The sequence below is a fragment of the Rhodococcus spelaei genome, assembly GCF_006704125.1.
Classification (GTDB): domain Bacteria; phylum Actinomycetota; class Actinomycetes; order Mycobacteriales; family Mycobacteriaceae; genus Rhodococcus_G; species Rhodococcus_G spelaei.
The window spans coordinates 186714-199609 of record NZ_VIGH01000006.1; the positions used below are offsets into that span (position 1 = coordinate 186714).

5 protein-coding genes (1 of these 5 only partly in view) are annotated in these 12896 nt (G+C 69.1%); 1 reads left to right on the forward strand and 4 read right to left on the reverse strand.

From position 1 onward, the window contains the following. Together FK531_RS14655 and FK531_RS14660 are read right to left on the reverse strand one after the other, a co-directional pair. Window positions 1–8265: the 5' portion of a non-ribosomal peptide synthase/polyketide synthase gene (locus FK531_RS14655; protein ID WP_142100529.1), read on the reverse strand. Its footprint begins 18741 nt before the window's first position; 8265 of the gene's 27006 nt are visible here — the first part of the coding sequence; the start codon lies at window positions 8263–8265; its stop codon lies beyond the left edge, outside the window. 165 nt (window positions 8266–8430) lie between these two features. Then, a complete protein-coding gene (locus FK531_RS14660) occupies window positions 8431–8763 on the reverse strand; it encodes a hypothetical protein (RefSeq protein ID WP_142100531.1) in 333 nt (110 codons plus the stop codon). Window positions 8764–9217: 454 nt separating this feature from the next. Here FK531_RS14660 and FK531_RS14665 point away from each other — a divergent pair, with 454 nt between their 5' ends. Next, window positions 9218–9556 (forward strand): RNA polymerase-binding protein RbpA, encoded by a 339-nt coding sequence (locus FK531_RS14665; protein ID WP_142100533.1) that lies wholly within the window; start codon window positions 9218–9220, stop codon window positions 9554–9556. Between the two features lie 99 nt (window positions 9557–9655). On the opposite strand, the gene FK531_RS14670 is transcribed toward FK531_RS14665, so the two are convergent. After that, complete coding sequence (locus tag FK531_RS14670) at window positions 9656–12022, reverse strand: amino acid permease (protein ID WP_142100535.1); 2367 nt, start codon at window positions 12020–12022, stop codon at window positions 9656–9658. A 45-nt stretch (window positions 12023–12067) separates the two neighbouring features. Then, window positions 12068–12859: a polyprenol monophosphomannose synthase gene (locus FK531_RS14675; protein WP_142100537.1), complete on the reverse strand. Its 792-nt coding sequence runs from the start codon at window positions 12857–12859 to the stop codon at window positions 12068–12070. Window positions 12860–12896 lie beyond the last annotated feature (37 nt).

The window sequence follows — 12896 nt, forward strand, 5'->3', positions numbered from 1 at the left end:
CTCGAACGGAAGGTCCGCGCGGTGGAAGGCCTCGAGGTCGCTCTCGCGAACGGCGACGAGCAGATCGGTGAACGAGATCTCCGGCTCGACCTGGCTGCGCAGCACCAGGGTGTTGACGAACATGCCGACGAGATCGTCGAGTGCCGCCTCGCCGCGGCCGGCGATCGGGGTGCCGATCGCGATGTCCGTGCTCGCGCTCGACCGGGCCAGCAGCACCGCCAGGGCGGCGTGCATCGCCATGAACACTGTCGAGTTGCGTTCGCGGGCGGTCGAGACCAGCCTGCGGTGCAGCGCGGCGTCGACCGTGAACGGGACCGTCGCGCCGCGCAACGACTGCTCCACCGGGCGCGGTCGGTCGGTCGGCAGGCTCAGCAGGTCCGGGAGTCCGTCGAGAGCCGAGGTCCAGTAGTCCAGCTGCTCCGCGAGCAGGCTGTCCGGGTCGTCGACATTGCCGAGGACCGCCCGCTGCCACAGCGTGAAGTCGGCGTACTGCACCGGCAGCGGGGTCCATTGCGGACCCTGGTCGCTGCTGCGGGCCCCGTACGCGACCATCACGTCCCGGGCCAGCGGCGCCATCGAGAACCCGTCCGCGCAGATGTGGTGCACGACGATGACGAGCACGTGTTCGGTTGTGTCCGTTCGGGCTCCGTACTCGGACTCTGTCTCGGAACCGGACCCTGTCTCGACCCGCAGCAGCCGAGCCCGCACCGGCGGCGCCAGGGTGACGTCGAAGCCGGCGTCGGTGATGTCGGTGATCCGGCCGCGCAGTGCGGCCGCCTCGACCGGTTCGGCGGTCAGGTCGGGCAGGACCTCTGCGGCCGGGACGATCACCTGCGTCGGTTCGGCTCCGCGCAGCGGGAACTTCGTCCGCAGCGACTCGTGCCTGGACAGGACGTCGCCGATGGAACCGCGGAGGGCGTCGACGTCGAGGTCCCCGGTCAGCCGGATGGCCAGCGCGATGTTGTAGGCGGGCGAGGTGATGTCGAACTGGTTGACGAACCACATACGCTTCTGCGCCAAGGAAACCGGGATCGGGTCGGGGCGCGTCGCCGGCACCAGCGGCGCGCGGCCCTGCCCGTGTGCGGTTCCCGACTCGATGCGCAGCGCCAGCGTCGCGACGGTCGGCGCGTCGAGGACCTCACGCACGCCGATCGAGGTGGACAGCGCACCGTTCGCCCGGGCGACCAGGCGCGCGGCGATCAGCGAGTTGCCGCCGAGGTCGAAGAAGTTGTCGTGCACGCCCACACGCGGCAGCCCGAGCAGGTCGGCGACGATCGAGGCGAGGATCTCCTCCACCGGGTTGCGCGGTGCCACGAACTCCGCAGAGGAGGCGAGGAACTCCGGTTCCGGCAGGGCCCGACGGTCGAGCTTGCCGGTGGCGCCGAGCGGGAACTCGTCCAGCACCAGGATCTGCGCCGGCACCATGTAGGCGGCCAGCTCCGTGGATGCGGTGGCGCGCACCGCGTCCGGGTCCACCTCGGCACCCGGCTCGGCGATCACGTACCCGATCAGGGACTCCCCGGTGATCTCGTCGCGGTGGACCACGACGACCGCCTGCGCGACGGTGGGGTCGGCCACCAGGGCGGCCTCCACCTCACCGAGCTCGATCCGCTGTCCACGCACCTTGACCTGGAAGTCGGTGCGTCCCAGGTACTCCAGTACGCCGCTGCTCGGCCGGCCCGGTGCGCGGCCGGGACGCTCGAGCCACCGGACCACGTCGCCGGTGCGGTACATCCGGGCGCCGTCCTCGCCGAAGGGATCCGGGACGAACCGGTCGGCGGTGAGGTCGGTGCGACAGACGTAGCCACGGGCCACCTGGACGCCGGCGAGGTAGAGCTCGCCGCGCACCCCCACCGGTACCGGGTGCAGCCGGGAGTCGAGCACGTAGGTCCGGGTGTTCCACACCGGCGCACCGATCGGCACGCCTGTCACGTCGGCGGCCGTGCTCTCCCAGGCGGTGACGTCGACGGCGGCCTCGGTCGGGCCGTACAGGTTGTGGAGTGCGGCACCGCTGAAGCGGTGGAACGCCGTCGCGGTCGCCGGGGGCAGTGCCTCGCCGCTGCAGAACACGCGCAGCAGTCCGGCGCACTGGTCGGCGTGAGCCGAGGCCAGGAACGCCGCCAGCATCGACGGCACGAAGTGCATGGTGGTCACGTGCCGGTCGGCGATCAACTGGGACAGGTAGCCGGGGTCCCGATGTCCGTCCGGCGCCGCGATCACGACAGCGGCCCCGGCCTGCAACGCCCAGAACAGTTCCCACACCGACACGTCGAAGGTCACCGGCGTCTTGTGCAGGACCACGTCGGTCCCGTCGAGCGGGTAGGCGTGCTGCATCCACTGCAGTCGGTTGACGATCGAGCGGTGGCTCACCGCAACGCCCTTCGGGCGGCCGGTCGAGCCGGAGGTGTAGATGACGTACGCGGTGTTGTCGGGGCGCGCGGGCACGCCGTCCGCCTCGGTCAGCGGCCCGGCCTCGTAGCCGGACAGGTCGAGGGTGTCGATCTCGACGGTTGTCGCGTCGTCCGGGACCGCGCCGCGCTCGGCGGCGGTGGTGATTACGCAGGCGGGCGCCGCACTGTCGAGCACGTACCGAGTGCGTGCGGCCGGATGGTCCGGGTCGAGCGGCACGTACGCGGCACCCGCCTTGACGATCGCGTAGATCCCCACCAGCAGGTCCACCGAGCGGCGCATGGCCACCGCGACATGACTCTCCGGCCCCACCCCGGTGTCGATCAGTGCCCGGGCGAGGCGATTCGACCGCCCGTCGAACTCCGCGTAGGTCAGTTCGACATCGCCGAACACCACCGCTACGGCATCGGGCGTGCGCGCGACCTGGGCGTCGAACAGTTCCACCAGCGTCGTCTCGGGCACCGCGACGGTGGTGGAGTTCCACTCCTGCACCACGCACCTACGCTCGTCGACACCGACGAGCGGGAGGTCGCCGACGAGAGCGGTGGGATCCTGCGCGACCGCTGCCAGCACCCGGACGAAGCGATCCGCCAGAGAGGTCACCGTCGACCTGTCGAAAAGATCTCGGGCGAAGGAGAACTGGGTGTCGATCGGGCCCGGTTCACCCTTGTCGTCGGTGCGTTCGGTCGCGATCACCTGAAGGTCGAACTTGGCCGCCCCCGTGTCGACGTCCTCGACCTCCGCGCTCAGGCCCGGCAACGCCAGGCGCCCGTCCACCGCACCCTGCAGTACCAACATCACCTGGAACAGGGGCGAATCCGCGGCCGCGCGGGACGGGTGCAGCGCCTCGACCAGCCGATCGAAGGGCACCTCGAGTTCGCCCATCGCGGCGAGGTCGTCGGCGCGCACCCGGTCGAGCAGTTCGGCGAAGGTCCCCGCCGGGTCGACCTGGGCGCGCAGTACCACCGTGTTGACGAACATGCCGACCAGGTCGTCGAGCTCGGCCTCACCGCGACCGGACACCGGCGACCCGATCGAGATGTCCCGCTCACCACTGGATGTCGCGAGCAGGACGGCGAGCGCGGCGTGCAGGACCATGAAGAGGCTGGTGCCGCTCTGCCGGGCGACGTCGAGCAGTTGCCGATGCAGTGCCGGGTCGATGGTGCAGTCGACGATGCCGCCGCGCATCGTCGGGCGGGGCGGGCGGGGCCGGTCCGTCGGCAGCGACAACACCTCGGGAGCGCCCTCGAGTGCCGTGGACCAGAAGTGCAGTTGCCGGGTGAGCAGGCTGTCGGGATCGTCCTCGGTGCCGAGCAGTTCGCGTTGCCACAGTGCGTAGTCCGAGTACTGGACCGCGAGCGGGCTCCACCGCGGGGCGCGACCGGCGCTGCGGGCCTCGTAGGCGGTCAACACGTCTCGTGCGAGCGGCGTCATCGACAGCCCGTCCGCGGCAATGTGGTGGACGACGAGGACCAGCAGGTGTGTGGTCGCGTCGACGCGCAGCAGTCGGGCCCGCACAGGTGGCGCGGCCGTGACGTCGAACCCCTCCGTGGCGAGCGCGGTGACCGCGCCGTGCACGTCGGTCGCATCGACGTCGAGCGGCGTCAGCTCGGGGGTCGCCTCGGCGACGGGCAGCACCACCTGGACCGGACCCTCGTCGGTGTTCGGGAAGACCGTGCGCAGTGTCTCGTGGCGCTCGATGACGTCCGCGAGTGCCGCATCGATCGCCGCGGCATCCAGCTCGCCGGTCAGCCGGACCGCGATCGGGATGTTGTAGGCGGCGGAGGTGGGATCGACCTGGTTGACGACCCACATCCGTTGCTGTGCCATCGATACCGGGACCGGTCCCGTGTGCGGGCGCGGTGCCAGCCGAGGTCGGGTCGCAGCGCCTGTCGCTTGTTCCGCCCGCGCCGCGAGGGCGGCAATCGTGGGCGCCTCGAACAGGTCCAGCACCCCGAGCGAGGTTCCCAGTGCCGTGTTGGTCCTGGCGACCACACGGGTCGCGATGAGGGAGTCTCCGCCCAGGTCGAAGAAGCTGTCGTCGATGCCGACGCGCTCGACCGCCAGCAGGTCCTCGAACACCGCGGCGATCCGCCGCTCCGCGTCGGAGCCGGGGGCCCGGTAGTCCGCAGTGCCGGTGGCGAACCGAGGTTCGGGCAGGGCCCTGCGGTCGAGCTTGCCGGCCGGGGTCAGCGGGATCGTGTCGAGCACCACGATTGCCGCGGGCACCATGTGCGAGGGCAGTGCCTGCGCGGCGTGCGCGAGCAGGTCCGCCTCGTCGACGACGGCGCCCGCCGCGGGCAGCACGTAGCCGACCAGCGCGACGTCGCCCGAGGCCCGCGTGTGCCCCGTGGTCGTCGCGAAGTCGACGGTGGGGTGCGTGCGCAGCACGCTGTCGATCTCGCCCAGCTCGATGCGGAAGCCGCGAATCTTGATCTGGAAGTCGCTGCGGCCGAGGTACTCGAGTTCGCGTCGATCGTTCCACCGAACGAGGTCACCGGTCCGGTACATCCGCTCCCCGGGCAGCGACGGGCAAGCGACGAAACGCGATGCGGTCAACCCGGACCGGTGCCGGTAACCGCGGGCGAGACCCGACCCGGTCACGTACAGCTCTCCGACCGTGCCCGCGGGCACCGGCCGCAGACGCCGGTCCAGGACCATCTCGCCGGTGCCGCGGGACGGTCCGCCGATGGTCACCGGTTCGCCCGGCCGCAGAGCGCCGCTGATCCCCGCGACGACCGTGGTCTCGGTCGGGCCGTACGCGTTGAACATCCGGCGGCCTGTCCCGCGCGACGATGTCGGCACGCGGGAACTCGGGGATGTTGTCGTGGCCCACTGTTCGACGAGGGCAGGCGGGCAGACGTCGCCGCCGGTGGCCACGCATTCGACGTGGCCGAGCCCGGCGGGGTCGACCGAGGCCAGGGCCGCGGGTGTGACGAACGCGTGCGTCACCCGCTCGCGGCTCAGCAGGTCGGCCAGTTCGACTCCGCCGTAGACCGTCGGTGGCGCGACGACCATCGTGGCGCCGCAGCCGACGGCCATCAGCAGTTCGAGCACGGACGCGTCGAAGCTCGGCGACGAGAAGTGCAGTGTCCGCGAGTCGGGGGTGATCGCGAACCGTTCGCGTTCCTCCGCGGCGAAGTTCGCCAACCCCCGGTGGGTGACGACGACGCCCTTCGGTACGCCGGTGGAACCGGAGGTGTAGATGAGGTAGGCGGCGTCGTCGATGTGGGCCCGGCGCCCGGGCACCTCTGCGACGTCCGCCGGGGCGTCGGCGTGCGTCGGATCGTCGAGGACCACCCACTCGACCTGGTGCGGCAGGTCGTCGCGGTGCGCTCCCACCGTCAGACCGAGCGCGGCGCCGGAGTCGGTGAGCATGTGCTCGATCCGGTCGGCCGGGTAGTTGGGATCGACGGGCAGGAAGGCGGCGCCGGTGCGGGCCACCGCCCAGACCGCGGTCACGGACTCGATCGACCGGGCAATCGCCAGGGCCACAACAGAACCCGGTCCGATGCCGCGGCCGCGTAGCCGACCGGCGAGCGCGGCCGAACTGTCGTCGAGCTCGCGATAGGACAGTCGGCGGTCGCCGCAGACGAGTGCCTCCCGCCCGGGGTCCGCCGTCGCCGCGGCGTCGAGAATCTGCGCCAGGGTGAGCACGGTGACGTCGGCCGGGCCGCGTACCGGGGTCAGCGCGGCACTCTCCGTGTCCGACAGGATCGGCGCGTCGGATGCCGTCCGGTCGGGATCCGACGCGGCGGCGAGGAGAAGTCTCGCGAAGCGATCGACGAAGGTGGCGGCGTCGGCTTCGCGGAAGTGGCTGAGCGCGAACGCCATGTGCGCGTCCAGTCCGGCTGGGGCGTCGTCGGCGTCGAACCGGGCGGTGAGTTCGAGCCCGAACTCGGGCTGGTCGGTGTCGAGTCCGGCGGTCGTGACGGTGCGGCCGCCGCCGGTGGCGTGCGTGCCGTCGTTGCCGAGGGCGAGCACCATCCGGGATCGCGGCGCATCGGCGCCGAAGGCCGCGGCGATGCGGTCGTGCGGAAGGTCTGCGTGCTCGAAGGCACGTCGCTCGATGTCCTGCGAGCCGAGGATCAGGTCGGCGAACGATGCGGCGGGGTCGAGCGGGGTGCGCAGCGGCACGCTGTTGCGGGTGCCCGGCGCCCGGTCACCGTCCGGCGGCTTGTCCGAGTGCACCCAGACCGGGGTGTCGACCACGATGTCGTCGCTGTCGGTGAGCCTTCCCAGCAGCACCGCCAGCGCAGTGTGCAGCACCGTGAACGAGTCGACGCCCAGACGGCTGGACAGGTCCGTGAGGGCGAGGTGCAGTCCGGCGTCGAGCTGGACGTCGAGTTTTCCGCGTCCGGATCGCTCGGCGTCGGTGCGTCGGCCGGCGGGCGGCAGCGACGGCGCCTCGGGAAGGCCGGCCAGCTCGTGCGTCCAGAACTCCACGCCCGCCTTCTCACGGGCCATCAGTTCGCCCAGGCGCGCCGATTCCGGGTGCAGGTCGGCGACCCGCGCGGTCGCGTCGGCGGCGAGCATCTCCTCGATCAAGTCGACGAATCGACGGTGATGGGTGCGTAGTTCCTCGTCGTCGTAGCGATTCGGGTTGCCGCGGAAGTCGACGAGAGTCCGGGCGGGAGACCCGCTCTGATAGATGTTGACCAGCAGGTCCTGCACCGGACCGGAGGTGACGATGTGGTACTCGCCGACAACCGACCCGAGGGTGATCTCCTGGTGGAAGAGCATCACGTTGACCATCGGCGCGGCGAGACCGTTGCGGGTGCCGGTCAGGCCCGCGTCGCGGCGAATGTCCTCGAGGCTGCAGCGCTGGTGACGAAGGGCCCCCATCAGCTCGAGTTGCACCCGCTGGACGAGATCGGCGACCGAGTCCTGCGGTAGCACCGTGATCCGCAGCGGCGCGACGTTGACGAGCATGCCACCCGACCGTTGCAACGGCGCGGTGGTCCGCGCGGACACCGGCAGATTGACCAGGACGGATTCGCTGCCCGTCATTCGAGACAGGTAGCAGGCGAACCCCGCGATGAGTGTGGCGGCGGAGGTGCCACCGAGTTCGTCCGAGGAGTCGAGTCGGGCGAGGGCCTCGTCGGTCAACTCGGCGCTCTCGAGCCTGCTGCGGGCCGCGGCGGGCCCCTCTCGGCGCGCGAGAGTGGAGCCCTCCTCGAGACCCCGCACGTGTTCGGCCCAGTACTCGCGATCGGCCTCGAACCTGCTCGACCCGCGGTACTTCTGGTCAAGCTCGTACAGTGCCCGCAGGTCGAGGGACCGATTCGGTTCGGGCTCAACGCCTTTCGTCGCAGCGGTGTACAATGCCGCAATCCGGTTGACCATCGTCATGCCGCTGTACCCGTCGAGTGCGACGTGGTGAATTCGGGTGTACCACAGATACTCTCGATCGGCGACTTGCAGGATCGTCATGTCCACGAGGCGGTCGCGAGTGAGTCGGATCGGCGTCACGTAGTCGTTGTCGATCCAGACATGAGCGGCGCCGGCCGGGTCGGCCTCCTGTCGGAAGTCGAGGAAGGCGATCGAACTGTCGATCGACGGGTCGAACCGCTGCCGTGGTTCGCCGTCGACGTCGACCAGTCGCAGGAAGGGTGACTGGAACTCCATGGCCGCGGTGCGCGCGGCGGTGCGGAGCAGGTCGAGGTCGACGTCTCCGCGCAGTTCGATGTACTGGGCGATGAAGGTCGGCACGGTGGGACTCAGCTGCTGGCTGAACCACATGCTGCGTTGAACGGCGGAGAGTGGGAAGGCGTCGGATGAGCTGTCGGGACTGGTTTCCGCGGCTCGTGACGGCGTGGCGCCTTGTGTCGGATCAGTCGAGGAGTAATCCTTCATCTTAATCCTCACGCATAGAGACAGTTACGGTTCACCATCGGCGTGTTGCGGTCTGTCTTTTCAGAGTATCGGGACGGACGTTTGCCGTCTCAACTTTTATCGATACGTCGAGCCGAGGTGTTAGCGAGATCGGCTTATTCACTGACGGTTTCGGAAGACTCGGTGTCAGCGGAACCGTTCGGCCTCGCGCGCCAGACGAACCAGATCGGCACACAAAGCCGCGACCTCGTCCGGTGCAGCTCCTTCGGCCGCGGCCGTCGCGACGTCCTCGGCCGCACATCGAACCTCGAACATCCGGTCCATGACCGCCGTGGCCTCGATCGCGGTGAGCACCATCGAGTCGGGCGCGATCGTCGTGCCCCGGACCGCGGCACGCTGCTCGTACGCGCGCTGCCGACACGATTGCCTGCAGTAGCGGCGCCGCCTGCCGATCCCGATGTCGGGGACCTGTCGGCCACACCACACGCACGATTCCGGTCTGCGAGAAGTGCCAGCCACGGCCCCCACCCTACTGCGCGACGGCGGTGCCAGTCGGCCGACGGTGGACGGGCGGCGGTCAGCGCGAAGGTGGTGCGGTTCGCGACTGGTGCTGTTGACCATCAGGTGCTCCCGGTGGGCCGTGGGGTTGCGGATTCGTCCTCCACGAGGGTTCCCGATCGCGGATCGTCGGGACAGGCACCCTTGGGGTCGACTTCGACCACCCTCCCCGCGGGCACCCGCGGCGAGGTGACTTGCGGTTCGGCGAACTTGCGGCCTGCGATCACTGTGCGGTGCGGTTCCTCCGACCGAGTAAGATGGCCGAGTCTGCGCCGACCGCTGGAACCGGCGGGGCGCGGGAACCAATTGGGTACACGTGTCGTTGTAGATGAGTGGGAACGCTCGGTCCGCCGAACCCGGCGTGCTCGCGTGTGATGAAGCTTTTGTGTAGGGCAGCCGAGGAGAGGACACCACCATGGCAGATCGCGTACTTCGAGGGAGCCGACTCGGAGCGGTGAGCTACGAGACTGATCGCGACCACGACCTGGCCCCTCGTCGGATGGCGCGCTACCGCTGCGACAACGGCGAGGAGTTCGACGTCCCGTTCGCGGACGAGGCCGAGATCCCCGGCACCTGGCTGTGCAAGAACGGCCTCGAGGGCACCCTGCTCGAGGGCGCCGCACCCGAGGTCAAGAAGGTCAAGCCCCCGCGCACCCATTGGGACATGCTGCTCGAGCGTCGGTCCGTGGAGGAGCTCGAGGAGCTGCTCAAGGAGCGGCTGGACCTGCTGAAGACCAAGCGCCGCGGAGCGTAGCGGAGCCGGCGTCTACGGGCGCAGCGCCGCGGAGCGTAGCCGGCGTTCATGGATATCCGACGATGCCCCGGAGGGACTTCCCTCCGGGGCATCGTCGTGTCACGGGGTCGTCTTCGTGTCCGTGGTCACCGACCCGTCTGGCATTTCGATGATCGTGTAGGTCGGGTCGACCATGTGGATCGGCTTGTTCCTGGACGCCCGTGCCCTGCCGGTCACTCTCAGCAGCTGGCCTGGAACGATGTCTTCGCCGCCGTGCGTCGGCGTGAACTTGACTTGCAGAGCGCCGGTACTGTCGTTGATCTCGATCTCCAGCGCGGTTCCAGCGCCCGTTGTGCCGTCACGGACCTTCAGTACCCGGCCCTCGACGGTCGCGCGCTGCCCGGCGATGAGCCCCGTCACCGAGATCATGGTCGGCGGTGCGTCCGGACGTTCGTAGGCGTCGATTCGGGACTGGTCGTCGCCCGCGATGCGGGCCTGAATCTTCTCGACCCGGCGCGTGATGCGTTCTTCGAACAGGTCGGGGAAGGCCTGCCGGATCTGCGACTGCACGTCGAACGGGACAATGGTGGCCGCGGCATGTGGGATCCGGCTGACCGCCCGCGCGACCTTGTCCGCGGTCCGGTCGTGCAGCAGTCGACCGAGCAGCGGAGCATAGCTGCGCCGTGGCAGAAGCAGTGTGACGTGGGTGTTCGGGTACTGGGCGAGTGCCTCGAGGACCGCTCGCTGGGCCGCGTGCGGCACGCGACGGTCCGGGCAGTCGATGATCTTCAGGGGGGTGGTCAGTTCGAAGTGGTCCCACCGCTTGCGCAACCGTTCGGCCTGCGCGGCGTCGATCATGAAATGCAGAGCCGTGACGGTGTCCGCGCCGAGTCCCCGCCCGTATCGAAGCGCCTCGAGGACCGCGAGATCGACAGAGTTCACCAGGACGAACACCCGGTGCCGGGCGTAGTTGACCTGCTCGGCCTGTTCGGTCCGGAACTCCTCCAGGATGGCGGCCTCGGCCCGGTACTCGCGGTTCAGGCGCATCAGGATGAACACCAGAACCGGGAACACCACGACCACCAGCCACGCGCCCTCGGTGAACTTGGCCACCGCGAAGATCCCCACCACGACGGTCGAGAGGATGCCCGCCGACAGGTTGATCGCGAGCTTGTGCCGCCAGCCCGGTTCGCGCAGCGTCAGGTGGTGCTTGGTCATTCCGTAACCGGCCATCGAGAACCCGGTGAACACCCCGATCGCGTAGAACGGGACCAGGGCATTGACGGATCCACCCGTCCCGATGAGTAGTGCGACAGACAGCACGGTCAGCACGATGATGCCGTTGGAGAACACGAGCCGGTGTCCGCGTTTGGTCAGTTGCCGCGGCAGGAACCGGTCTTCGGCGACAAAGTTGGCCAGTGCCGGGAAGCCGTTGAAACTGGTGTTCGCGCCGGTGAAGAGGATTGCGGCGGTGGCGATCTGGACCAGCACGTACAGGACGTGGCCGAGGGTGCCGCTGCCGAACACGGTGCGGGCCACCTCCGAGAGGACGGACGGGTAGCCCGCCGCGTACGGCGTCGCGTGGGTGGCGAAGGCCAGATACGACACGCCTGCGACGAGGAAGCCGAGGATGCACGCCATGACGGTCAGAACCTTGCGTGCGTTCGGTCCCTCCGGCTTGCGGAAGAAGCTGACGGTGTTGGAGATCGCCTCGACACCCGTCAACGACGACCCACCGTTCGCGAACGCGCGCAACAACACCAGGATCGTCGCGCCCATCACCAGGCCGTTGCCCTGGTGGATCTCGACTGCGCCCGCGATGTTCACGGCGTCGTACTTCGGTAGGCCCCAGAAGACCTCTCGGACCACTCCGACGACGATCATCAGGCCGATCATGACCGTGAAGAAGTAGGTCGGGATCGCGAACGGCCTGCCCGCCTCGCGTAGGCCTCGCAGGTTGACGTAGCACATGAAGACGACGATGCAGACGGTGATCTCGAGGCTGTACGGACCCAGCGCCGGTATCGCCGACACGACCGCAACCGTGCCCGCTGCGGCCTGGACCGCGACCGTCACCACATAGTCGATGAGCAGGGCCGCAGCTGCGATCTGCGCTACCCGTGGCCCGAAGTTCTCCCTGGCGACGATGTACGAGCCGCCGGCCCTGGTGTAGGCCATGACCACCTGACGGTAGGACGCGGCGACCAGCACCAGGATCACCAGGATCACGCCGGTGATCGGCAGCAGTAACGTGAACGCCGCCAGCCCGGCGAAGGGCAGCAACTCGATGAGAATTTCCTCGGTGCCGTACGCGGACGAGGAGATCGCGTCGGGAGAGAGCACTCCGAGCGCTATCGGATTGGACAGTCGTTCCGTCTTCAGTTGCTCGGTGATGAGCGGCTTGCCGAGGAACAGGCGCTTGACCGCGTATCCGATCGACTCGGGCAGGTGGTCAGGCGACCTGATGGAACCGTCCTTGGACGTCACCAGGACATCGTCACCCCGTGGGGTGAGCGGCGTAAAGCGGCGACGCTACTTGCGCAGCAGCGCCCGCACCTTGTTCCAGCGGCTGCGCATCCCCCACACGGTGACCTTGAGCAGGGCTTCCTGCACGATATTGCCGTCCATCTTGGACTCCCCGAACTCGCGTTCGGTGAACGTGATCGGGACCTCGACCATCGTGAATCCCTGCTGGAGCGAACGCCACGCCAGGTCCACCTGGAAGCAGTAGCCGTGCGACTCGATCGAGTCGAGGTCGAGGGCCTCGAGCACCTCGCGGCGGTACGCGCGGAAACCGCCCGTGATGTCCTTGATCGTGACGCCGAGGGCGAGCCGCGAGTAGAGGTTGCCGCCGCGGGAGAGGAACTCGCGACGTTTCGGCCAGTTCACGACCGAGCCGCCGGGCACGTACCGCGAGCCGGCCACCAGGTCGGCGCCCTGGTCGATCTGGTCGAGGAGCCGGTGCAGTTGCTCGGGCGCGTGGCTGCCGTCGGCGTCCATCTCCACCAGTACCCGGTAGTCGCGGTCCAGGCCCCAGCGGAACCCGGCGATGTACGCGGCGCCGAGTCCGTTCTTCTCGGTTCGGTGCAGGACGTGGATCCGGCCCGCGGGATCGGACGCCGCGAGCTTGTCGGCGATGTCGCCGGTGCCGTCGGGGCTGCCGTCGTCCGCGACGAGGACGTGGGCACCGGGCACTGCGGTATGCAGCCGGCCGATGATCAGCTCGATGTTCTCCCGCTCGTTGTAGGTCGGAATGATCACCAAGGTGTGCGCGCTCGGTGTGTCGTCGTTCGGCGTGTTCTCGGTCGGCGTGCCCGGGCTCATCAAGATCCTCTCCGCCAGCCGTGGCTGGTTTCCGTCA

Coding starts and splice junctions, on each gene's coding strand:
- FK531_RS14675 (WP_142100537.1), bottom strand. CDS start 12,859: ATGAGCCCGGGCACGCCGACCGAGAACACGCCGAACGACGACACACCG.
- FK531_RS14665 (WP_142100533.1), top strand. CDS start 9,218: ATGGCAGATCGCGTACTTCGAGGGAGCCGACTCGGAGCGGTGAGCTAC.